The 23181-nt window shown below is 69.6% G+C and carries 18 protein-coding genes; 9 read left to right on the top strand and 9 right to left on the bottom strand.

Going from position 1 to position 23181, the window contains the following annotated elements; translation table 11 throughout:
• Nucleotides 1-116: 116 nt before the first annotated feature.
• From GGR71_RS04545 to GGR71_RS04515, 7 genes are all read left to right on the top strand, one after another.
• A complete protein-coding gene (locus GGR71_RS04545) occupies nucleotides 117-872 on the top strand; it encodes a GntR family transcriptional regulator (RefSeq protein WP_019796176.1) in 756 nt (251 codons plus the stop codon).
• Between the two features lie 37 nt (nucleotides 873-909).
• Nucleotides 910-2175 carry a sugar MFS transporter gene (locus GGR71_RS04540; RefSeq protein ID WP_048490935.1) on the top strand — a complete coding sequence of 422 codons (1266 nt, stop codon included), beginning with the start codon at nucleotides 910-912 and terminating at the stop codon, nucleotides 2173-2175.
• Nucleotides 2176-2212: 37 nt separating this feature from the next.
• The gene (locus tag GGR71_RS04535; protein ID WP_160961692.1) at nucleotides 2213-3283 is read left to right on the top strand and encodes a LacI family DNA-binding transcriptional regulator; all 1071 of its coding nucleotides are present in this window, start codon (nucleotides 2213-2215) and stop codon (nucleotides 3281-3283) included.
• A gap of 8 nt (nucleotides 3284-3291) precedes the next feature.
• Entirely contained in the window at nucleotides 3292-4320 is a 1029-nt protein-coding gene (locus GGR71_RS04530; RefSeq protein WP_048490949.1) for an SIS domain-containing protein, read from the top strand.
• Nucleotides 4320-5465 (top strand): N-acetylglucosamine-6-phosphate deacetylase, encoded by a 1146-nt coding sequence (gene nagA, locus GGR71_RS04525; protein WP_160961694.1) that lies wholly within the window; start codon nucleotides 4320-4322, stop codon nucleotides 5463-5465. The genes GGR71_RS04530 and nagA overlap by 1 nt, the downstream gene beginning before the upstream one ends.
• A gap of 85 nt (nucleotides 5466-5550) precedes the next feature.
• Nucleotides 5551-6039, top strand: coding sequence for a hypothetical protein (locus tag GGR71_RS04520; protein WP_048490932.1), 489 nt, complete (start codon nucleotides 5551-5553; stop codon nucleotides 6037-6039).
• A gap of 372 nt (nucleotides 6040-6411) precedes the next feature.
• Nucleotides 6412-8367 carry a hypothetical protein gene (locus GGR71_RS04515; protein WP_160961697.1) on the top strand — a complete coding sequence of 652 codons (1956 nt, stop codon included), beginning with the start codon at nucleotides 6412-6414 and terminating at the stop codon, nucleotides 8365-8367.
• Between the two features lie 323 nt (nucleotides 8368-8690).
• On the opposite strand, the gene GGR71_RS04510 is transcribed toward GGR71_RS04515, so the two are convergent.
• Together GGR71_RS04510 and GGR71_RS04505 are read right to left on the bottom strand one after the other, a co-directional pair.
• Nucleotides 8691-9935 carry a multifunctional CCA addition/repair protein gene (locus GGR71_RS04510; RefSeq protein WP_160961699.1) on the bottom strand — a complete coding sequence of 415 codons (1245 nt, stop codon included), beginning with the start codon at nucleotides 9933-9935 and terminating at the stop codon, nucleotides 8691-8693.
• A 126-nt stretch (nucleotides 9936-10061) separates the two neighbouring features.
• A complete protein-coding gene (locus GGR71_RS04505; protein ID WP_184451645.1) occupies nucleotides 10062-12014 on the bottom strand; it encodes a transglycosylase SLT domain-containing protein in 1953 nt (650 codons plus the stop codon).
• A gap of 844 nt (nucleotides 12015-12858) precedes the next feature.
• Between GGR71_RS04505 and GGR71_RS04500 the strand changes: the two genes are divergently transcribed.
• A complete protein-coding gene (locus GGR71_RS04500; RefSeq protein ID WP_160961704.1) occupies nucleotides 12859-15747 on the top strand; it encodes a TonB-dependent receptor in 2889 nt (962 codons plus the stop codon).
• A 253-nt stretch (nucleotides 15748-16000) separates the two neighbouring features.
• Here the strand turns inward: GGR71_RS04500 and GGR71_RS04495 are convergent, their stop codons facing one another.
• The 4 genes from GGR71_RS04495 to GGR71_RS04480 form a co-directional block, all read right to left on the bottom strand.
• Nucleotides 16001-16768: an endonuclease/exonuclease/phosphatase family protein gene (locus GGR71_RS04495; protein WP_160961706.1), complete on the bottom strand. Its 768-nt coding sequence runs from the start codon at nucleotides 16766-16768 to the stop codon at nucleotides 16001-16003.
• 25 nt (nucleotides 16769-16793) lie between these two features.
• A complete protein-coding gene (locus GGR71_RS04490) occupies nucleotides 16794-17645 on the bottom strand; it encodes a thiol:disulfide interchange protein DsbA/DsbL (protein ID WP_160961708.1) in 852 nt (283 codons plus the stop codon).
• Between the two features lie 105 nt (nucleotides 17646-17750).
• A complete protein-coding gene (locus GGR71_RS04485) occupies nucleotides 17751-18392 on the bottom strand; it encodes a thiol:disulfide interchange protein DsbA/DsbL (RefSeq protein ID WP_160961711.1) in 642 nt (213 codons plus the stop codon).
• A gap of 84 nt (nucleotides 18393-18476) precedes the next feature.
• Nucleotides 18477-19298, bottom strand: a complete 822-nt coding sequence (locus tag GGR71_RS04480; protein ID WP_160961713.1) for a c-type cytochrome — start codon at nucleotides 19296-19298, stop codon at nucleotides 18477-18479.
• A gap of 128 nt (nucleotides 19299-19426) precedes the next feature.
• On the opposite strand from GGR71_RS04480, the gene yihA reads away from it, so the two are divergent.
• A complete protein-coding gene (gene yihA, locus GGR71_RS04475) occupies nucleotides 19427-20050 on the top strand; it encodes a ribosome biogenesis GTP-binding protein YihA/YsxC (RefSeq protein ID WP_048490925.1) in 624 nt (207 codons plus the stop codon).
• 250 nt (nucleotides 20051-20300) lie between these two features.
• Here yihA and GGR71_RS04470 read toward each other — a convergent pair whose 3' ends face one another.
• The 3 genes from GGR71_RS04470 to GGR71_RS04460 all read right to left on the bottom strand — a co-directional run bounded on the left by GGR71_RS04470 (nucleotide 20301) and on the right by GGR71_RS04460 (nucleotide 22962).
• Complete coding sequence (locus GGR71_RS04470; RefSeq protein ID WP_160961716.1) at nucleotides 20301-21293, bottom strand: MBL fold metallo-hydrolase; 993 nt, start codon at nucleotides 21291-21293, stop codon at nucleotides 20301-20303.
• Nucleotides 21294-21399: 106 nt separating this feature from the next.
• Nucleotides 21400-22230, bottom strand: coding sequence for a helix-turn-helix transcriptional regulator (locus tag GGR71_RS04465; protein ID WP_160961719.1), 831 nt, complete (start codon nucleotides 22228-22230; stop codon nucleotides 21400-21402).
• A gap of 36 nt (nucleotides 22231-22266) precedes the next feature.
• On the bottom strand, nucleotides 22267-22962 hold the full coding sequence (locus GGR71_RS04460) for a VIT1/CCC1 transporter family protein (RefSeq protein WP_160961721.1): 696 nt from the start codon (nucleotides 22960-22962) through the stop codon (nucleotides 22267-22269).
• Nucleotides 22963-23181: the final 219 nt, after the last annotated feature.

The following is a 23181-nucleotide window of genomic DNA, read 5'->3' as shown; positions in this document are numbered from 1 at the left end:
TGGTCGGGCGATGCTGTCGATCCCGGCCTGCCCGGCGTGCTGTGGAGCAACGTGCACGACCCTGTGATTGGTACTATATTGGACATAATGAATCCATGCGGACTGGAGAGCGCGCCATGACCAAGCCCAAGCCGCAGGCCGATCCGCGCCTGCATGCGCTGGCCGTGGACCCGGACGCGCCCACGCCGCTGTACCTGCAACTGGCCAGCAAGCTGGTGGAGGCGATCAAGGGCGGGCAGTGGAAGCCGGGCGAGGCACTGCCGGCCGAACGGCAGCTGTGCGAGTACCTGCAGGTGTCGCGGGTGACCCTGCGTCAGGCCGTGGACGCCTTGGTCGAACAAGGCCTGGTGTCGCGCCGGCAGGGCGCCGGCACCTTCGTCACCTCGCACATCCAGCACCAGCTCAGCGGCCTGGCCAGCTTCAGCGAGACCCTGCGCATGAAGGGGCTGGAGCCGGGCACGCGCTGGCTGGAGCGGCGCACGCGCCCGGCGCACGGCGAGGAGATCCTGCGCCTTGGCCTGTCGCCGGACACTGTGGTCGCGGCGCTGACTCGACTGCGCAGCGCCGACGGCCGGGTGATGGCCTACGAGAAGGCGGTGCTGCCGCAGCACGTGGTGCCCGATCCGCACGCCATCGCCGATTCGCTCTACACCTATCTGGACGAGCGCGGCACCCCGGTGGTGCGGGCGCTGCAGTACTTCCGCGCCATCAACCTGCCGGCGCGGCTGGCCGGCCACCTGGGCATGAAGGAAGGCGAGGCGATCCTGCACGTGGTGCGGGTCGGCTACACCCGCGACGGCAGCGCGATCGAACTGACCGACACCTATTGCCACAACGACTACTACGACTTCGTCGCCGAGCTGCGACGCTGATCGCCGATCCCCGCGCCCTCCCGGAGCACGCCCGCCCATGACCACCGCACGGCCCGCCAGTCCCTACGCCTCCATCGCCATCGTCGGCCTGTTGTTCTTCATCATGGGGTTCTTCACCTGGATCAACGGGCCGTTGATCCTGTTCGCCAAGGTCGCCTTCAATGTCAGCGACACGTTCGCGTTCCTCATCCCGAGCGCGTTCTATATTTCCTACTTCTGCCTGGCATTGCCTTCGTCGTTCATCCTGAAGCTGACCGGGATGAAAAAAGGCCTGGCGCTGAGCCTGCTGATCATGGCGATCGGCGCTGCGATCTTCGGCCAGTTCACCAATGCCCGTTCCTACGTGGGCGCGGTGAGCGGCATCTTCATCATCGGCGGCGGTTTGGCCTTGCTGCAGACCGCGGTCAATCCGTACATCAGCATTCTCGGGCCGATCGACGGCGCGGCGCGTCGTATTGCGCTGATGGGCATCTGCAACAAGGTGGCCGGAGCGCTGGCCACCTATGGACTGGCGAAAGTGGTCCTGCACGGCATGGAGGATTTTTCGACCCAGATCGAACAGGTGCTGCCGGCGCAGAAGGAGCTGCTGTTGCAGGAGTTCGCTGGCCGCATCCACGGCCCCTACATGGCGATCGCCGGCGTCCTGGCCGTGCTGTCCGTGGCCATCCTGTTTTCGCCCTTGCCCGAGATCAGCGCCGAGAAGGCGAACGCGTCGGCCTCCGACGAGCGCAGCCGCGACAGCATCTTTGCGTTTCCGCACGTGTGGCTGGGCGCGCTGTGCATCTTCGTGTACGTCGGCGCCGAGGTGATGGCCGGCGATGCGATCGGCATCTATGGCAATAGCCTCGGTCTCTCGCTCGACTATGCAAAGTATTTCACCATCGGCACGCTGGCCTGCATGCTGGCGGGTTATCTGGTCGGCCTGGTGTTGATCCCGAAGTACATCTCCCAGGAAAAGTACCTGTCCATTTCGGCATGCCTTGGCATCGTCTTTTCGCTGTGTGCGATGTTGACCGGCGGCTATGTCTCGGTGGCATTCGTCGCGGCGCTCGGATTCGCCAACGCCATCATGTGGCCGGCCATCTTCCCCCTGGCCATCAAGGGGCTTGGCAAGTTCACCGAGAAGGGCGCGGCGTTGTTGATCATGGGTATCGTGGGCGGCGCCGCGGTTCCGCAACTGTTCGCCCATCTGAAGGAGTTCTTCGATTTCCAGCTGGTCTTCGCCGGCTTGATGATCGCCTGCTACCTGTACATCTTGTTCTTCGCGCTGCGCGGTCACCGCGTCGGCCAGGGCGCGCGGTGAGCTGACGCCCTTCTCTCCAACTCGGCAAACCTATCCAATGCGCAGACCCACCATCAAAGACGTCGCCGAACGGGCGCGGGTGTCGCTGAAGACCGTCTCGCGGGTCATCAACAACGAACCGTCGGTGATGCAGGCCACGCGCTCGCGCGTGCTGCATGCCATCGCCGAACTGGACTACGAGCCGGATCCTTCGGCGCGCAACCTGCGCAGCGGCATCCCGTTCGTGATCGGGCTGGTGTACGACAACCCCAACCCGTACCACATCATCGGTGTGCAGAACGGCGTGCTCGCCGCCTGCCGCGAGACCGGCTTCGGCCTGCAGATCCATCCCTGCGATTCCACCGCGCCGATGCTGGCCGAGGAACTGGCCGAGTGGACCCAGCGCTCGCGCCTGGCCGGGCTGGTGCTGACCGCGCCGATGTCCGAGCGCGCCGACCTGGTCGCGGCGCTGGCCGCGCGCGGAATCAAGACCGTGCGCATCATCGCCGCCACCGAGGATCCGCAGGACGGGCCGTGCGTCTACGTCGACGACCGTGATGCCGCCTACGAGATCACCGAGCACCTGATCCAGCTCGGCCACCAGCGCATCGGCTTCCTGTGGGGCGGCACCTCGCACCGCTCCAGCGGCGAGCGCTATGCCGGCTACGAGGCGGCGCTGAAGGACTACGGCATCACCCTGGACAAGCACCTGGTGATCCCCGGCGACTACACTTTCGACGACGGCTTCCGTGGCGCGCGGCGCTTGCTGGCCCTGCGCGAACCGCCGACCGCGATCTTCGGCTCCAACGACGAGATCGCCGCTGGCGTGCTGGCCGCGGCCAAGTCGGCGGGCATGAACGTGCCCTACGACCTGTCCATCGCCGGCTTCGAGGACAGCCCGTTCTCGCGCCAGTCGTGGCCGCCGCTGACCACCGCCAAGCAGGCCACCGAGGACATCGCCCGCCACGCCGCGCGGTTGCTGATCAGCCAGCTGCGCAGCGATGCCTACGAAGACCATCCGGCGCCGGTGCACAACCAGGGCTTCGTGCCGCAACTGGTGGTGCGCGGCTCGACCGCGCCCATGCAGCCGCATTCCCGCCGTTCCTCCTCCTCCTCCGACCCCACATGACCCTGCCCATGGCGCTGCCCTCCGAAACCGAAACCCTGATGTTCCGCGAGGCCGCGGAATCCGCCGCGGTCGTCGCCGCCCAGTTCGAACGCAACCACGCCACGGTGGCCGCACTCGCCGCGTCGCTGCGCGCCGATCCGCCGCCGTTCGTGGTGACCTGCGCGCGTGGCAGTTCCGACCACGCCGCCACCTATGCCAAGTACCTGTTCGAGACCCAGCTCGGCGTGGTCACCGCCTCGGCCTCGCCGTCGGTGGGTTCGGTGTACGAGGCGCCGCTGCAGTTGCGCGGGGCGCTGTATCTGGTGATCTCGCAATCGGGCAAGAGCCCGGACCTGCTGCGCAACGCGCAGGCGGCCAAGGACGCCGGCGCGCGCGTGGTGGCCCTTGTCAACGTGGAGGATTCGCCGCTGGCGCACCTGGCCGACACGGTGATCCCGCTCGGCGCCGGCCCGGAGAAGAGCGTGGCCGCGACCAAGAGCTATCTGGCCTCGCTGGCGGCGATCCTGCAGCTCGGCGCGCACTGGAAGAACGACCCGGCGCTGCTGGGCGCGCTGCAGGAACTGCCGCAGGCGCTGCGCGCGGCCTGGCAGGCCGACTGGCGCTCGCTCACCGACGGCCTGGTCGAGGCCCACAACCTGTTCGTGCTCGACCGTGGCCTGGGCCTGGCGGCGGCGCAGGAAGCGGCACTGAAGTTCAAGGAAACCTGCGGCCTGCACGCCGAGGCCTACAGCTCGGCGGAAGTGAAGCACGGACCGATGGCCCTGGTCGGCCCGGGCTTCCCGGTGCTGGCGTTCGACCAGCCGGACGAAGCCGGCGAGGGCACCAGGCGCCTGGCCGAGGAGTTCCGCGGCCGCGGCGCGCAGGTGTGGCTGGCCAGCGCCGGCGGCGACCTGCCGCTGGTCGCCGCGCCGCATCCTGCCTGTGCGCCGTTGCTGGCGATCCAGAGTTTCTACCGCGCGATCAACGCGCTGGCGCTGCGCCGCGGCTACAACCCGGACCTGCCGCCGCATCTGAACAAAGTGACGGAGACCGTCTGATGACCACGGTGGCGCTGCGCAACGCGCGCGTGCTCGGCGAGGACGGGTTTCTCGACGGCGTCAGCGTGCTGCTGGAGGGCGGGCGCATCCTCGCCCTGCTCGACGACGCCGACCCGCGCGTGGCGGCAGCGCCGGTGCAGCACGACCTGGGCGGCGGCAGCCTGCTGCCGGGCTTCATCGACCTGCAGGTCAACGGCGGCGGCGGCGTGCTGTTCAACAACCGCACCGACGTCGAGGCGCTGCGCCGCATCGGCCAGGGTCATCGCCGCTACGGCACCACCGGCTACCTGCCGACGCTGATCAGCGACGACCTGGAGGTGATGCGCGCGGCGATCGCCGCGACCCGCCAGGCCATCGCCGACGGCGTGCCGGGCGTGCTCGGCATCCACCTGGAAGGGCCGTACCTGGCGCCGGCGCGCAAGGGTACCCACAACGCCGACAAGTTCCGCGTGCCCGACGCCGAGGAACTGGCCCTGGCCACCTCGCTGGACAACGGCGTCACCCTGATCACCCTGGCGCCGGAACGCGTGCCGGCGGCCAGCATCCGCACCCTGGCCGCGGCCGGCGCGCGCGTGTTCGCCGGCCACACCGCCGCCAGCTATGAAGAGACCCGCGCCGGGCTGGACGCCGGCATCTGCGGCTTCACCCATCTGTACAATGCCATGACCCCGTTGCAGGGGCGCGATCCCGGCGTGGTCGGCGCGGCGCTGGAAGACCGCAACGCCTGGTGCGGGGTGATCGTCGACGGCGTGCACGTGCATCCGGCCAGCCTGCGCGTGGCGCTGGCGGCCAAGCCGCGCGGCACCGTGTTCCTGGTTACCGACGCGATGCCGATGGTCGGCGCCGACAGCCCCGCGTTCGACTTGTATGGCGAAACCATCACCGCCATCGACGGCGTCGTGCGCAATGCCGCCGGCGCCCTGGCCGGCTCGGCGCTGGACATGGCCAGCGCGGTGCGCAACAGCGTGCAGTGGCTGGATCTGCCGCTGGAAGAGGCCGCGCGCATGGCCTCGCTGTACCCGGCGCAGTGCGTGGGCCTGGACCACCGCTACGGCCACATCGCGCCCGGCTACCAGGCCGACCTGGTGTTGCTGGACGACGCATTGCAGGTCCGTCATACCTGGATCGCCGGCGCGATGGAGTAAGCGGTCGCGGGCACCGCCCGGCGGTGCCCTGCACGGGGCGTTGTGTGGCCGGCCATGGTCTGTTCTGCTGTGGCCTGGCGCGCGCATGGGCGATGCGGCGCCCCGCTGCGCGCAGGCGCCGGATCCGCCCCGCCTCCACAAGGAACGTTCGGTGATCTACGAGATTCAACCCTATGCCGCGGTGCGCGGATTCCGTTTCGGCCACAGCCAGGCCCAGATCGCCAAGGCGCACGGCGCGCCGTTCACCACGGTGATCGACAACATCCAGAAGATCGTGACCGAGACGCGCGAAGGTTGCGAACTGGTCTACGAACGCAAGGCGCTGCGCTACGTGACCCTCAATCGGCACGTGACGCCGATGGTCGAAGGCATCGACATCTACGCCCAGGACGCGCTGGCGCGGCTGATGGCGCACGATCCGGATCATGCGATCGGGCCGCGTTATGCGCTGTTTCGCCGCCTCGGCATCTGCGTCGGTGGCCTCGGCGCCAAACGCATTCCCGAGGGCAGGCTGGTCAGTGCCTTCGCCGAGGACAAGCGCGACTTCTTCGAATTTTTTGTCGCAGAGGACTGAGGCGCGCTCGCACGACGAGTGGGCAGCGCGTGGGTCTGCGTATCCACGTTAGTCATTTGCCAGCGTAGTTGGTCTGAGAGGAAATGCCGGCAACGCTGTGCCGAGCCGCTGCGCCATTCCCGCGGGTCATGCCCGTTGAGCAGAAGATTAAAAGTCTTCTGTCTCTCCGCACGCGGTGTTGTCACCCGCATGCATTAGGATCGCGGATGATCGCCACAGGGGGAGATCATCATGCGCATCGTACGGACGGTGCCGCGTTCTTGCGGCAGCGATGAAGGGTGGTTCGCCGGAATGTCACGCGTCGTCGTGGCGTGCCGCACGCAGCGGAATGGCGGCGGCAATGCGCCGCGTCGTGCGACTGAGCGGCCGCTGGTGCACACGCAGAAGCTGCTCGGCGCTGGCAGCCTGCGTGCAGGGGCGGTCCTGCTGCTGTGGGCCACCGCCTGGCCTGGCTGGGCGGGGACGGCACCGGCCGTGTGCCGGCGGCCGGCATTGCCGGTGGCCTGCGCGGGCCCGACCGCGGTCGGGCGCTTCATCGCCCGCAACGGCGGCCCCTGGCAGCCCTATGCGTTCGCCACGCCGCTGGATGTGCCAGCGAGGCAGACCCTGGTCATCGCGATCTGCGGACAGGCCAACCAGGCCGTGCAGGATGCGCAGTGGCTGGCGCAGCCGTCGTTGCTGCCGACCCTGGTCCACCGCGTTGGTGCGGACGCCACGCTGGCGATCCTGGTGCAGGACAGCGCCAACGTGGCGTTGGCCGGGCGCCTGACCCTGGGCGAGGACACGCTTGCCGCCGACGGCACGCTGTACGCGCCGGCGGGTCCGGTGCAGGCGGCCTTGATCGGTACGCTGGTCGACGGCCCCATCGCGGACGGCGCACGCATCGACCTGCGCCTGCGCGACTCGGCCAACGTCAGCCTGCAGACCGCGCAGAGCCATCTGCACCTGGGCGGCGGCAGCCTGAGCGAACGACTGATCGCGCCAGACGATGCCGCGGTCGCGGCCGCCGATGGTGTCTGCCTCGAGGTCGGCGTGGAGCGTAGCGATCGAGTGCGCGGTGGCCAGGGCAGGCTGACGATCGGCGGCGGCCGCCTGCAGGGCGCGCTGATCGCGCATCCACTGCGTGGCAGCCGCGTCGCTGTGCAGACGGACGATGTGGCCACTGTGGCGGCGGCCGACGTCCGCCTGTTCGCCGGCCAGTTGCTGGACGAGGCGCTGCAAGCCGGGCCGTGGCTGGGTGGGCAGATCGCGATCGCGCTCGCCAACACCGCCAATGTCGATGCGCGCGCGCTGGACATCCAGGACGCGGTGCTGGTCGACGAACTGGTCGATGCCGCGCACGTGGAGAACGCAGCGATCGATCTGCGCCTGGCCGATACCGGCAACGCCAGCGTCGAGAGCACACTGCACATTCGCGATGGTGGGTTGATCGACGAGCCGCTGGATGCCGCCGATCTGCTCGCGTCCGATGTCGCGGTGACGCTGCTGCGCAGCGGCAATGCCGTCGCGGACGATGCGCGGATCGTGGACGGGGAATTGATCGACGAAGCCATCGACGTCGGTGCAGTGCAGGACGCGACCTTGGCGGTGCGCTTCGAGGACGCCGGCAACCTGCACGCGCTGGTGGCGCGGATCGAGGAGGGCGAGCTGATCGACGAGGCGATCGATGCCGCCTCCTTCGACGGCGGCACGCTCGACGTCGCATTCGCGGACAGCGGCAACGTCACCGGCGATGCCTTGGCCATTGCGCATGGTGAACTGATCGACGAGGCGGTCGACCTGCAGGGCACGTTCGCGCGTGCGCAGCTGCGCCTGGACATGGCCGATGCCGGCAATGCCCGGGTCGAGGCGCTGGACATCGTCGAAGGCGAACTCGTCGATGAACTGCTGGACCTGGTCGATGCGCACGATGCCAGCGCCGAACTGCATGTGCGCCGCAGCGCGAATGCCGGCGGTGCGCTGACGGCATCGGGCCAGCGTGTGTCGATCGTGCATGGCGAATTGATGGATGAGGTGATCGATGCGGCGGGTACGCTGGACGGATTCGCCGGCGTCGTCGAGCTTGGCGATGTCGCTAACGCGCGCGCTGCACGCATCGCATTGCAGGGCGCGCAACTGCTCGACGGTGTGGTGGACGTGGCGGCGCTGCGCGTCAGCGAGCTCGGGGTGCAACTGGCCGACGTGGCCAACGCGCGCTACCGGGATGCCCTGGAGATGCAGGAAAACAGCACGCTGCTGGGAACGCTGGCCGACGTGGACAGCCGCGACGCCGCATCGCAGATCGCCACGGTGGTCGTGGCCAGCGGGGAAGCGATCCAGGTGCCGTAACGGTCTTGCTGGACGGACGACGATCGTGACGGCAATGCCACCGCCGCCGCGCATTTCAGCGGATGCTGATCGTGTGGATGCGCGGTGTCGGATGCGATGGCGGTGATGGCCCGCGGGGCGCGGCGCAAGGGCGCTTCCACTGCGGCAAGCGATTGTGGGAACGGCTTCGGCCGCGACGGGTGTTTTCGGTAAAACCCGGTCGCGGCTGAAGCCGCTCCTGCAGCACCACGGCGTGTCCGCCTCAGGCGCAGCGAAAGCGCGTCATTGGGACGCCTCTGCAGCCGCTCGAGCATCGTGCAGGTGCAAGCCCTACCTTGCAGCGATCAGCGCGCGTCAGCCGGTAGGTCCCGCCGCGCCGCGGCGATCGCGACGATCCGCGCCTTGGCCAGTGCTTCGCCGATCTGCGGGCCGCTCAGGCCCTGCGCGGCCAGGTCGCGGGCGTTGACCGCCAGGGCCGCCGTATGCAGGTGCTGCAACATGCGGCCCTGCGGATAATCGGCGTCCTCGCTGCCGAGGCGGCCACGCTTGTCGGCCTCGCATACACGCGCCAGCTGCGCGATGCGCTCGGGCTTGCGGAAGCCGTCGCAGCGCTGCAGCAGTTCGTGCACGGTGCGGTCGCGCAACTCGGCCAGGCGATGCACGTTCAGATGTTCGCGGCAGGCGATCTCGGCCAGTTGCCGATGCTCCTGCGGCAACTTCAGGCGTTCGCACAGCGCACGCAGCGGCGCCAGGCCGCGTTGCTCGTGCATCAGGTGGCGCGGCCATTCCTCCGGCGGCGTCAGCGCCTTGCCCAGGTCGTGGGTCAGCGCGGCGAAGCCGATCAGCGCATCGCCCGGCGCCAGCCGCGCGGCCATGTCACTGACCAGTTCCTGGTGACGGCCGGTGTCGATCTCGGGGTGGTACTCGGCGCGCTGCGGCACCCCGTACAGCGCATCCAGCTCCGGCAGCACCCAGCGCAGTGCCTCGGCCTCGCGCAGCGTGCGCAGGAACGCCGACGGCTGCGTCGAGGCCAGGCTGCGCCGCAGTTCCTGCCACACGCGTTCGGGCACCAGCGTCTCCAGTTCGCCACCGGCGGCCATCGCGCGCATCAGGTCCATGGTCTCGGGCGCGACGACGAACCCCAGCGGCGCCAGTCGCGCCATGAACCGCGCCGCACGCAGCACGCGCAGCGGATCTTCGGCGAAGGCCGGGCCGACATGGCGCAGCACGCGCTGTTCGAGATCGCGCACGCCGCCGTAGGGATCGACCAGGCGCCCGTCGGCCTGGTCGCGGGCGATGGCGTTGATGCTGAAGTCGCGCCGCTGCAGATCCTCTTCCAGCGTTACCGATGGATCGGCCTGCACCACGAAGCCGTGGTAGCCACGTCCGGCCTTGCGCTCGGTGCGCGCCAGGGCGTATTCCTCGCCGCTGCGCGGATGCAGGAATACCGGGAAATCACGGCCGACCTGTTTGTAGCCCCGCTCCAGCATCTGCTGTGGGGTGGCGCCGACCACCACCCAGTCGCGGTCGCCGGGCGGCTGTCCGAGCAAGGCGTCGCGGACGGCGCCGCCGACGAGGTAGATGTGCATGGGCTGGGATTCGGGAGTGGCGATTCGGGATTGGAAGGGCGCTATCTCGCGAACGGATGCCGCCCTGGCCTATTTCAGGAATGCTAACTGCATACGGACGCGTGCGCTTTTACCAATCCCCAATCCCTAATCCCGACTCCCCGCCTCACACACAAACTTCTTTCGCGGCGCATCCAGCTTGCCGAGCATGCGCTCGGTGACCGGCAGGGCGTCGCCGTTGAGGCGCCAGTCGTAGATCACGCTGAAGGCCAGGATGCGCGCCACGTACTCGCGGGTTTCCTTGTAGCTGACGGTCTCGATCCAGAAGTCGGCGTCGTGGCCCGGGCGCTGGCTCTGCCAGCGCGCCGCCGGGCCGGGGCCGGCGTTGTAGGCGGCGATGGTCAGGTAGGGCAGGCCGTAGGTGTTGAGCAACTGGCGCAGGTAGGCGGTGCCGATGGCGATGTTGGTGTCCGGGTCGTACAGGCTGGCGGCGCCGCCGTAGCCTGCCAGGCCGAGGTTGCGGGCGACGCTGGCGCCAGTGGCCGGCACCACCTGCATCAGGCCCATCGCATTGGCCGGCGAGCGTGCGTTCGGATTGAACACGCTCTCGGCGCGGATCTCGGCGGCGACCCAGGCCGGGTCGATCGCGTTCTTGCCGGCTTCGCGGCGGATGGTCTCGGCGTGGTGCAGCGGGAAGCGCAGCGTGTACAGGCGCTGCTCCTCCGGGCGCTTGCCGAGGCCGAACACCGCGCGGTCGAACCAGCCGTTGTTGCTGGCCACTTCCACCGCCAGGCGCCGCTGGGTGTCGTCGAAGCGGCTCAGCGCATCGTTCCACTCGGCCACCGCCCAGCCGGCGCGGTCGATCTTGAACAGCTCCAGTGCGCGGACCAGCGCCGGATCGCGCGCCACCGCCGCTTGCGCCTGTGCACTGTCGTTCGGCTCCCACGGGCACAGCGCATACGGCTGCTTGAGCCGGTCGGCGGCCAGGAAGCCGTGGAAGGTGGCGGAGCTGGCCGCCGCGCGGTACAGCCGCTGTGCCTCGCTGGCGTTGCCGGTCTTCTCCGCCAGGCGTGCCTCGAAGTACTGCCAGCGCGAATCGCTGCGCTGTGCCGGCGGCATCTTGCGGATCGCGGCCAGTGCCGCCGGCCAGTCGCCGCGCGCCATCGCCTCGCGCGCGCGCCACTCGTGCAGGCGTTCGTCGTAGGCGGACTCGGGCACGGCGTTGAGCCGGCGCGCCGAATCCGGGCCGTACGAGGCCACCGTCCACAGCGCGATCTGGTACAGCACCGCACCGCGCTGCGCCTCGCTGAACTGCAGCGCCTGGGCGAACTGCGGCAGTTGCCGCTCGGCCGCGTCCGGGTCGGCCTTGGCCAGCTTCTCCAGTCCGTCCACCGCCACCTTGCGGCTGCGCTCGGTCTTGGGCCAGCTCAGCGCACGCGCATGCGCTGCGTCCAGGAACGCGGCGTAGTCGTTGGCCAGGGCTAGGTCGGCCGCGGGCAGGCCGCGCGCGGCGGCGCGCATCACTGCCGGTTGCTGTGCGTCCGCGGCCGCTTCTACGCGCGCCCAGCGCAGCGCATCGGTCATGCCGCCGCGCGCCTGCAGCACCGCGAACACCGGATCGCAGGCGTCGGGCAGCGACTTGCCGGCGTTGCGCCACAGCGCCTGCGCTTCGTCCACCCACTGCGCGTCGGCGCGGCCGGTGGCCTGGCGCGCATTGAGCTGGGCGCAGCGCAGGCCGAGGTTCTCGGTGGGTTTCCAGTTCGCCAGCAGCGCCGGCCAGTCCTCGCGCCGCGCCAGCGCCGGCAGCCACAGCGCACGGAAGCTCTCGGCCACCGGCTGCCCGGCATAGCGCTTGAGGAAGTCCTGCGCCTGTGCGTCGGACACCTTGTCGATAGTGCGGCGCAGGTTGGCGTACTCCAGCCAGCCGTACAGCGGATGCTGCTTGAACGCGGCGGCGCGGACCGGATCGAAGCGGCCTTGCTCGGCATCGTCGATCGCCGAGCGGATCGCCGGGCGCTGGGCATCCAGGGACTGGGCGAGGGCGGAAACGGGGCCGCACAACGCGGCGGCGAACAGCAGGAGAGACGTGCGCAGGATCATGCGCGGGACTATACCGAACGCCGATGAATCGCCGTTTCAACTGGCGATGGCGGCGCTTTCGTCGCTTCCGCCGGTGTGGTCGGGAAGAGGGCGGGCGCGTCGTCCGGGTGGGGCCGGCGAGTGTGCTGGATGCAGCGGCCGCACGGCCCTCGTGTTGGTGAAATACCCCTGCAGCAGTTGAAGCTTGATGCCGCGCGCCGGGCCGACATCCGGTGCACCCCACATGGACGGATGAGGATGTAGGTGCAGCTTCTTGCGCTGAACGCTACGGGACGCTGCGCGCCGCACCCTCACCCCAACCCCTCTCTCGGTGGGAGAGGGGCTCGGCTTTTCCCTTCTCCCATTGGGACCATGGCCCCCTTCTTGGGGGAAGGTGCTCCCCAGGAGCGGATGAGGGTGCGAGTGCCGCTGTGGGCAACGACAGCCAGTGCAGCCAGGTATTGCGAGGCGCTTCGCGCCGTACCCTCACCCCAACCTCTCTCCCGAGGGGAGAGGGGCTCGGCTTCTCCCTTCTCCCATTGGGAGAAGGTGCCCCGCAGGGGCGGATGAGGGTGCGGGTGCCGCTGTGGATGACGACAGCCAGTGCAGCCAGGTGCTGCGAGACGCTTCGCTCCTCACCCTCACCCCAACCCCTCTCCCGGTGGGAGAGGGGCTTCGGCACGTCGCGGTTTGACGGCGTCTCGCGACTCTCGTGTCTACCAGATCGACCAGTCGCATCCATGGCCCGCGCTTTGCCCGCCGGACGCTTGCAGCACGTTTACGATTTGTTTACAAAGAATTCCACGCCGTCGCGGTGCAGGGGGTCGCAGCGGCCGACCCACATCCTTTCTGGAGAGAGAGACGGATGAATTTCCTGCACCGCCATCCTTTGGTCTTCGCGGTATCCCTGGCCCTGCTCGGCGGCGTCCCCGCCATCGCCGGCGCCCAGCAACAGACGCCCCCGGCCGCGCCCGGCACGGCCACCACCCTGGACAGCGTCCAGGTCACCGGCACCCGCATCCGCCGCGCCGAAGTCGAGGGCCAGGTGCCGGTGCAGACCCTGAGCCGCGCCGACATCGAACGTACCGGCCTGACCTCCATCGGCGATGTGCTGCAGGAACTCACCGCCTCCGGCTCGGCCTTGAACGCCAAGTTCAATTCCTCCGGCAATTTCGGCTTCCCGCCCGACGGCAGCGGCGTCGGCGCCGGCTCGGCACAGGTGGATCTGCGCCATCTGGGCGCCAAGCGGGTGCTGGTGCTGGTCGATGGCATGCGCTGGGTCAACGAGTCCTCGGCCTCGGGCGTGGGCGCGGCTACCGACCTCAACACCATCCCGCTGGCCATCGTCGAACGCGTCGAAGTGCTGGAGGACGGCGCCTCGTCGCTATACGGTTCGGACGCGATCGCCGGCGTGGTCAATATCATCACCCGGCGCAACTTCGAAGGCGCCCAGGTCACGCTGAACTACGGCGAGTACGACAAGGGCGACGGCGCCAGCAAGGGTGTGGACCTGGCCTGGGGCCACAGCACCGAGCGCACCAGCCTGTTCCTCGGCGCCAGCTACACCAAGCAGGATCCGATCTACGCGCGCGACCGCGCGCAGTCGCTCTACCCGATTCCCGGCACCGGCCTGAGCTTCGGCAGCTCGGCCACGCCGGACGGGCGCTTCATCTTCGTCGACCCCAACACCGGCGCCGAGCAGAACCTGACCCCCAACAGTGGCGTGGGCACGCCGCGCTACGACGGCACCGGCGGCTGCACCCGCAGCGACGACTACCACTGCTTCACCACCGCCGACCGCTACAACTTCGCCGCGTCCAACCTGCTGCTGACGCCGTCCGAGCGCAAGGGCGTGTTCGGCCAATTCCGTTTCTTCTTCAACGACGACGTGCAGTGGTACCTGAAGCTGCTCGGCAACCGCCGCGAATCGACCAACCAGGCCGCGCCGGAGCCGATCTTCCTCGGGCCCGACGCCGGCACCGGCAATCCGCTGGCCGACAACATCGTCATCTCCGCCGCCAATCCGTACAACCCGTTCGGCTTCGCACTGGATTCGGGCAGCAACCTGATCATGATCGGGCGCCGCCCGGTGGAAGGCGGCGCGCGCGTGTTCGAGCAGCGTGTGGACACCCAGTACGTGGGCACCGGTTTCATCGGCAGCTTCGAGGGCGCCGACCGCACCTGGTTCTGGGACGTCAACGGCGCCTACAGCAAGAACAAGGCCGAGCAGACCAACTACGGCAGCTACAACATCTACAACATCAACCTGGCGCTGGGCGATCCGGCGGCGTGCGCGGCGGTGGCCGGCTGCGTGCCGCTGAACATCTTCGGCGGCGCCGGCAGCATCACCCCGGACATGCTGCGCTGGATCCAGCCGGTGGTGCACGATCGCAGCCAGAACGAGTTGACCCAGTTCACCGCCAACCTCAGCAGCGACCTGTTCCGGCTGCCGGCCGGCGCGGTGTCCTTCGCCACCGGCGTGGAATACCGCAAGTACGAGGGCTTCTACCGCCCGGATCCGCTGACCGTGATCGGCCACTACAACGGCGTGCCGTCGCTGCCGACGCAGGGCAGCTACGACGTCAAGGAGGCCTACCTCGAACTGAGCGTGCCGATCTTCGCCGACTCGCCGTTGGGCGACAAACTGGACCTGAGCCTGGCCGGGCGTTATTCGGACTACTCCACTTTCGGCGGCAAGTTCACCCCGAAGTACGGCCTGCGCTGGCAGGTGGCGCCGGACTTCGTGCTGCGCGCCAGCTATGCCGAAGGCTTCCGCGCGCCCAGCATCGGCGAACTGTACGGCTCGGCAGCGCGCGCCGACCTGACCCTGTCCGACCCGTGCTCGATCGGCCTGGGCGGCACCGCGCCGCGCGGCAGCGTCAGCAACTGCGCCACGCTCGGCGTGCCAGCCGGCTACCAGCAGGCCAACTCGCAGATCTCGGTGACCACCGGCGGCAACCGCGCGCTGGAGCCGGAGAAGGCGCGCAGCTTCAGCGCCGGCTTCGTGTGGAGCCCGTGGTTCGCCAGCAACGTGCCGTGGTCGGACCGCTTCGACGTGGAAGTGACCTTCTACCGCCACGACATCGATGGCGCGATCCAGGCGATCAACGCGCAGACCCAGCTCGACCTGTGCGTGGACACGCTGTCGCCCACCTACTGCGACGGCATCACCCGCGCCTCCACCGGTGGCATCAACGGCTTCAACAACCGGCTGACCAACCTCGGTTCGATCAAGACCGACGGCTGGGACGTGGACCTGTTCTGGAACTCGCCGGAGACCGCCGCCGGCCGCTTCAAGATCGCCTGGCAGAACACCTTCGTCACCCGCTACGTCGCCACCGGCGCGGCCGGCCAGGTGCAGCCGCAGCGGCCGGGCGTGGAAGTGGTGGACAGCTCCATTCCCGAGTGGACCAGCAACCTGAGCCTGGACTGGTCGCGCGGCCGCTGGAATGCGTCGTGGACGCTGCGGCACATCTCCGAGCTGACCGAGCAGTGCGGCGACGCGGTGGCGTTCCCGGTGTGCAGCAATCCGGTCGCCGGTACCAATACGCTGGACGCGATCACCTACCACGACCTGCAGGTCGGCTACCGCTTCGACTGGCTCAAGGGCCTGACCCTCAGCGGCGGCGTCAACAATGTCTTCGACAAGGATCCGCCGATCTGCCTGTCGTGCTCGCTCAACGGCTACGACGCCTCCACCTATGGCATCCCCGGTGGACGTTATCTGTACGTGCGTGCGGATCTGAAGTTCTAGTCGCCACCCACGCGATGGCACCTTGCGGGAGCGCGCGTGCGCTCTCGCAGGGTGTTGCCGATGCAATGAAGGGAGTAGACAAGGTGATGTCGTAGGAGCGGCTTCAGCCGCGACGGGCATTCCCGGAAATGCGCGTCGCGGCTGAAGCCGCTCCTACACGCGCCACGACATTCCCGCGGAGCTAGGGCAAGAACGCGTTAGCAGCGTTGCATGAAGCCGCTACGGGCGTGCACGACAAGCTGCGGCCACCGTCTCAGCGCAACAAATGCTGCGGCACTTCGATCTCGGTGGCCACGGCGAGGTGGTCGGAGAAGGCGGCAGGCACCGCGCGCTGTTCGTTGCAGCGCAGGCCGTCGCTGACCAGGATGTGGTCGATGGCGCGCTGCGGGCGCCAGCTCGGGAAGGTCGGGACCACGCAGCCCGGCGGTTGCAGCCGGGTGCGCTGGTAGAGGAACTGCATTTCCGGGCGGTCGGCGACGCAGTTGAAGTCGCCCATCAGCACCACGTTGGGATGATCGGACAGCAGCTCGGCGATGAAGGCCAGTTGCGCTGCGCGTGAGTTGGCGCCCAGCGACAAATGCGCCACCGCCACCGCCAGGCCTTCGGCGCCGTTGCCGAACTTGGCCAGCAGCACGCCGCGCCCGCCGAGGCGGCCGGGCAGGGCGTGGTCCTGCACTTCCACCGGCTCCAGCCGGCTGAGCAGGCCGTTGGCGCTGGAGGCCACACCGCCCACGCGCCGGTTCGGCTGGTGGCTCCAGTAGTTGAAGCCGGCGCGCTCGGCCAGGTAGTGGGTCTGGTTGGTGAAGCCCGAGCGCAGGCTGCCGGGGTCGGCCTCCTGCAGGCCGACGATGTCGTGGTCGCTGGCCAGCTGCGCGATCGCATCCAGGCTGCTGCGCTTGCGCCCGGCCGGCAGCGCATGCGACCAGCTGCGGGTCACGTAGTCGCTGTAGCGGCGCGTGCTGGAACCGGCCTGGATGTTGGCGGTGAGCACGCGCAGGGTGCGGGTGGCGGGAGCGGTCACGGCGGTGCGGCCCGGCGGTCGGGGCTTACTTGGCCATCGCCGCGCGCTCGCGCGCGATCAGGTGATCGGCCACGCGCAGCATGTCGTCGTAGCTCTTGCCCTTGACCAGATACTTGCCGTTGATGATCAGCGACGGCGTACCGGTGATGCCGCTGCGGGTGGCGAACTGCTTGGCGCGGTTGGTCTTGGTGGCCACCGCGAAGCTGCCCATGGTGTCGGCGAACTGCTTCGGGTCCACGCCGTACTTGGCGTAGAAGTTGGCGATGTCCTGCACCGAGTCGCGGCCGCGCTCGCCCTTCAGGGTCTCGTCGACGTGGATCGCCTTGTACAGCGCCTCGTGGGTCTTCTCCTGCACGCCCAGCGCCTCGGCGGCGTAGAACGCGCGGGCGTAGTCGTCCCAGGTGCCGCCGAACATCGCCGGCACGTAGACGAAGCGCACGTCGGACGGCAGGCCGGCCTTCCACGGGCCGATCAGCGGCTGGAAGCGCGCACAGGCGGGGCAGACGTAGCCGAAGATCTCCGCCACCTCGATCTTGCCATTGGTCGGCTGGAACGGCTGGCCGCCTGCGATGTCGACATAGTCGGTGCCGGCGACTGGCTCCGGCCCGTTCGGGGTCTTGGCCGCGACCGGCTTGGCAGGGGCGGCGCTGTCGCCTTCGGCGGCGGGCTGCGCGGCGGCATCGGCGGTGGTGGCCGCGGGCGTGGCCGGCGCCTCGGCGGGCGCGGCAGCGCCATCGTTGCCGGCGGCAGGCGCGGCAGCTGGGGTCGCGGCGGTGCCGGACGCAGGGGCGACGGCGTCGGCAGTGCCGTCCTGGGCCTTGCATGCCACCAGGATCGGCAGCAGAGCCATCAGGGTCAGGGCGAAGCGGGTCTTCATCGGCGACATCTCCAGCAGGATGGGGGACAAATGCCGGACGCGCCGCGAGCGCGGTCCGGCCACCCCGTCATGATGCCATGGCGCGGATGAAGCGCCGTGCGCCGATCACTTGCCGGCGCGCTCGCGGGCGATCAGTGCGTCGGCGATGCGCAGCATGTCCTCGAAGTTCTTGCCCTTGACCAGGTACTTGCCGTTGACGATCAGCGCCGGGGTGCCGGCGATGTCGGCGCGCACGGCGAAATCGCGTGCGGCCTTCACCTGCGCGGCGACCTGCGGGCTCTGGTAGGCGGCGATGAAGGCCTGCGGCTTGACCCCGAAGCCGGCGTAGAACGTGGCCAGTTCCTCCGGCGCCACGTTCTGCACCGGCACGCTGCGCTTGTCGTGGATGGCCTCGAACATGGCGCGGTGGCTGCGGCTCTGCACGCCCAGCTGCTGCGCGGCATAGAAGGCACTGGCGAAATTGTCCCAGTAGCCGCCGAACGCCGCCGGTACCAGGGTCAGGCGCACGTCCTTGGCCTGCTTGCCGGCCCATTCCTCCAGCAACGGCTCGAAGTGCGCGCAATGCGGGCAGGTGTAGCCGAACACTTCCACCACCTCGATCTTGCCGGCCAGCGGCGCGAACGGCTTGGGATTGGCGATCAGCGTGTAGTCCTCCCCTTCCACCGCGGTGGCGGACTTGGGTTGCGCGCAGGCGCTCAACGGCAGCAGGGCGAGCAGGCACAACAGCAGGCGGGGCAGACGGTTCATGCGATCTCCGATGGCAAAAACGAACGCCGGTCGTCGGACCGGCGCGAGGGGGAAACGGGCCGGCGCCGCCGCAGCGGCGCACGGTCAGGATTGTTGTGCGGGTGCCGGCTGCGGCGGTGTTGCCGCGGCCGGCGTCACCTGCGCGGCGGCCGCGTCGTCGGCGCGGTCGTGCAGGCCCTGCAGATAGCTGCCCAGCGCCTTGATCTCCTGGTCGGTCAGCGGCTTGGCCACCTGCGCCATGATCTTGAACATCGTCGGGTCGCGCTCCTGGGTGGTGCCGGCCTGGTATTCCTGCAGGCGCCGCGCCACGTAATCGGCGTGCTGGCCGCCCAGATGCGGATAGGCCGGCCCCGGGTTGCCGGCGCCGGCGGGGCCGTGGCAGGCCATGCAGGCGGGGATGCCGCGGCTCGCGTCGCCGCCGCGGTACAGCTGCTGGCCGACCTCGTAGAACTTCATGCCGGCGTACGGACCGTCGGCGATCACCGCGTCGTCGGCGATGCCGGCGCCGGCCTTCTGCGTGGCGAAGTAGGCACCGATGTCGCGCATGTCCTGCGCGCTCAGCGGCTGCACGAACGGCACCATCGCCGCGACCGCGCCGCTGGTGCGCTCGCCGTGGGCGATCAGCGCCATCTGCCGCGCGCTGTAGCGCTCCACCTGGCCGGCGATGCGCGGATACATGGCGATGGCGGGGTTGCCGTCCGGGCCATGGCAGGCGGCGCAGGCCGCGGCCTTGGCCTGGCCGGCCTTGGGGTCGCCCCAGGCGGCCTTGCCGATGTCGCCCTCCAGCGGCGTGGTGCGCACAGGGGCGTGGTCGGGAATGGGAACCACCGAGGTCTGCGCGAACGCGACCGCGGCGGCGACGGAAACCGCTAGACCGGTAAAGGCAAGAACGCGAGCGTGGCGCATTGCTGAAGCTCCGTATGACCCGACCCCGCGGCTGCCGGACGGCGACCGCACTCGCGCGATTATCGGCATGCCGCGGCCCGGCGGTCAACGAAGCCCGCCCGGGGCCGCGGACGTGCGATCCTAGCGGGATGTCGCTGATCCTCGAACGTGCCCACTATCTGCTGTCCGCCCACAACGCCCGTCAATTGCCCGAAGACGGCGGTTGGGAAGTGGCCTTCGCCGGCCGCTCCAACGCCGGCAAGTCCAGCGCGCTGAACGCGCTGACCCGGCAGAACGCCCTGGCCCGCGTCTCCAAGACGCCCGGCCGCACCCAGCAACTGGTGTTCTTCCAGGTCCAGCCCGAGCGCTGCCTGGTGGACCTGCCCGGCTACGGCTACGCCAAGGTGCCGCTGGAACTGCAGGCGCACTGGCAGAAGTTCATCGATACGTATTTCCGCACCCGCGAGGCCCTGCGCGGGCTGGTGGTGGTGATGGACATCCGCCATCCGCTCAAGGACTACGACCGGCAGATGCTCGGTTACGCGGTGCAGCGCGGCCTGCCGGCGCATGCGCTGCTGACCAAGGCCGACAAGCTCGGCCGCGGCCAGCAGGCGCAGGCGCTGCAGCAGGTACGCAAGGAGCTGGCCAGCGCGTTCGGCGACACGGTCAGCGTACAGACCTTCTCCGGCGAGAGCCGCCAGGGCGTGGACGAAGCGCGCGGGATCATCGGTCGCTGGCTGGGCCTGGAGACGGAGCCGACCGCCGCGGAGTGAGCGCGGCGGCGCTGGACCCTCACCCCAACCCCTCTCCCAGTGGGAGAGGGGCTAGCAGCCGTTCCTTCTCCCATCGGGACCATGGCCCCTTTTTGGGGGAAGGTGGCCCGAAGGGCCGGATGAGGGTACGGGCGCAGCCTCGTGTGCCCGAACTCCGCGAGACGCTTCGCGACGTACCCTCACCCCAACCCCTCTCCCACGGGGAGAGGGGCTAGCAGCCGTGCTTTCTTCCAAACGGAGAAAACCAGCCTCAAGGCGCAGCCGGCAACGGCGTGAACTCCGCCGGCACCCAGGCGAACGCCTCGCCCGCGCGACGCACGTGGCCCAGCCCCGGGAACGGCAGGTGCGCACCGGCCACCCACCAGCCGTGGTCGGCGGCCTGGGCCATGGTCCGTTTGCGTGCGGCGATCGCTGCATCGCGGTCGCTGTCGGCCTCGAACGCCGCCTGCGGCTGTGCGAACTGCACCGCGTGGTAGTGCACCAGATCGCCCCACACCAACAGGTGCTGCCCAGTGCCGCCATCGAAGCGGTACGACACGTGCCCGGGCGTGTGCCCGTGGGTATCCAGCGCGACCGCACCGCCGGGCAGCTTGTCGCCGAGGCGGAAACGGCGCAGCCGCTGCGCGGCCTGGTACGGCGCCACTGCCGCACGCGCCAGCGGGAAGGCGAAGCGCAGCGCCCGTGGCGCGCCGGCCTCGCTGGCCGGGTCCAGCCAGTACGCCGCGTCGGCGGCGCTCAGCCACACCGTCGCCTTTGGATAGGCGGGCTGGCCCTGTGCGTCCAGCAAGCCGCACAGGTGATCGGGATGGGCGTGGGTGAGCAGCACGTCGTCGACCTGCTCGGGCGCATACCCGGCCGCGCGCAGGTTGGCCAGCACCTGGCCGAGCCCGGGGCCGAAACAGGTCGCGGTGCCGGTGTCGACCAGGGTCAGGTGCGTGCCGTCCTGGATCAGATAGGCGTTCACCGCGGTCTGCAGGCCCTTGTCGCTTTCCGGTACGTAGCGATGGTCGAGCAGGCGCGCGATCGCCTCCGGCGGAATATTCGCCAGTTCCGCGCGCGGCAGCGCCACGGTGCCATCGAACAGGGCGGTGACGCGCAAGCGGCCGATCGCCTGGCGATAGACGCCGGGCACTTGCACAGCGGCAGCCTCCGGCGCGGTTGCACGCGCGGGAGAAGGCAGCGTCAGCGCCGCGCTGGCGCTCAGAACCAGCACGCGCAGCGCACGCAACGGGAACACGGACATGGGACTTCCTGGCAGAGCGGCGGGCGCCGCGGTACTGGCATGCTGCGCCTGCACCGCTGCGCGATTCGCTCATTCCGCTGCGCGCGGCGCTCAACGCCGACGTGGCTCAGTTGCCGATGCTGGCTGGATCCAGGCCGTAGCGTTGCTGGAAGCGCTGGCTGAAGCTGCGTACCGATCGGTAGCCGGCATGCGCAGCGACCGTCTTCAACGGCCAGCGCGTGGTGTACAGCAGCTGCATCGCATGCGCCAGGCGCGCATCGGTGAGCACTTCGCGCAACGAGGTGCGTTCGCTGGCCAGGTGCCGGCGCAGGGTCGCGCCGCTGAGACCCAGGCTGTCTTCGATATCGCGCGAACGCCAGTCGCGTTGCGGCTGCGCAGCGATCAGGTCGCGCACCTGCGCGGCCACGCTCGGCGCCGGCGGCAGCAGCAGGCCGCCATGGCCGCGCCGGCACAGCGCCAGCACCAGGGTCGCCAGCGCCAGCCGCGCTTCGGTGTAGTGGCCGTCCTGCAGCGCCTGCCGCCATTGCAGCAGGGTGCTGCCGAATTCCTCGGCGCGCAGGTGCGCCAGCTCCGTGCCCGCGGCAGGCAGCGGTTCGTTCCACAGCACGCGCGCGGCGCTCAGTGCTTCCTCGCACAGCGGCACCAGCACGCTCAGGTACAGGCCGCTGTGCGGATCCGGGATGTTGACCACATCGATGCGGCAGCGCCGCGTCACCAGGAACAGGTCGCCCGGCACGAACGTCAGCGTCTGTGTCGCGGTGCGCACCTGTTTGCGTCCCTGCAGCAGGATCGCCAGGTGCGGCTGCGGGATCTCCACCGAGCGCGCGCCGTGTTCGCGGCGCGCGGTGATGCAGGCGTAGCCGTCGGCCTGGGTGCAGTCGGCCAGGCTGGCCAGGCGCGCCAGCAGCAGGGCGTCGGGAGAGGTCGTGTCGGCCATGGCCGGTGATGCTATCGCAGCGCGGTACGCGTCCGCTCAGACATGCACGCCGAACACATGCCCGATCGCGCCGCTTGCGAGCATCGCCGCCGCGCCCCAGAACACCACCCGCACCGCGCCGCGCAGGCCCGAGGCGCCGCCGGCGCGCGCAGCCAGTGCGCCGGTCAGCGACAGGCCGATCAGGGTCGCCGCGCCGGTCACCCACAGTTGCCGGCCGTCCGGCGCCAGCCACGCGGCCATGATCGGCAGCGCCGCGCCGGTGCAGAACGCCGCCGCCGACGCGGCCGACGCCTGCAGCGGACGCGCGCGCAGGCTCTCGGTGATGCCGAGTTCGTCGCGTGCGTGCGCGCCCAGCGCATCGTGCGCGGTCAACTGCTCGGCCACCTGGCGGGCGAGGGCCGGTTCGAGCCCGCGCTGGCGATAGATCGCGGTGAGTTCGTCCAGCTCGCTCTGCGGATCCTCGTGCAGTTCGCGGCGCTCCAGCGCCAGGTCTGCGCGTTCGATGTCGGCCTGCGATTGCACCGACACGTATTCGCCCGCGGCCATCGACATCGCGCCGGCGACCAGGCCGGCGATGCCGCTGGTCAGCACCGTGGCCGCCGACGCGCCGCTGCTGGCGACGCCGACCACCAGGCCGGCCACGGACAGGATGCCGTCGTTGGCGCCAAGCACAGCCGCGCGCAGCCAGCCGGCGCGGTCGGTGCGATGGCGTTCGGAGTGGGTCGGGCGCATGGCGCAGCCTGCGGCGGAGCGGGAAGGAGACCGCAGCCTAGCCGAGACGGCGCCGCGAACGCTTGCTGCGTCTCACTCTCGACGCCGCCAGCGGCGCGACCGTGGAATGCTGCAGTGCCGCTGGTAGCGATACGGGCCTCGCCCTCGTCACGCTATAGTGCGGGCCTTGCGATGGCGGGGGATGGTCCCCACATCGCCTCACCCGCCGTGCGAGTCCTG

The organism is Xanthomonas sp. F1 (assembly GCF_014199855.1).
Note: the sequence above shows the minus strand (reverse complement) of the source record. Positions and strands in the feature narration are given on the sequence as shown.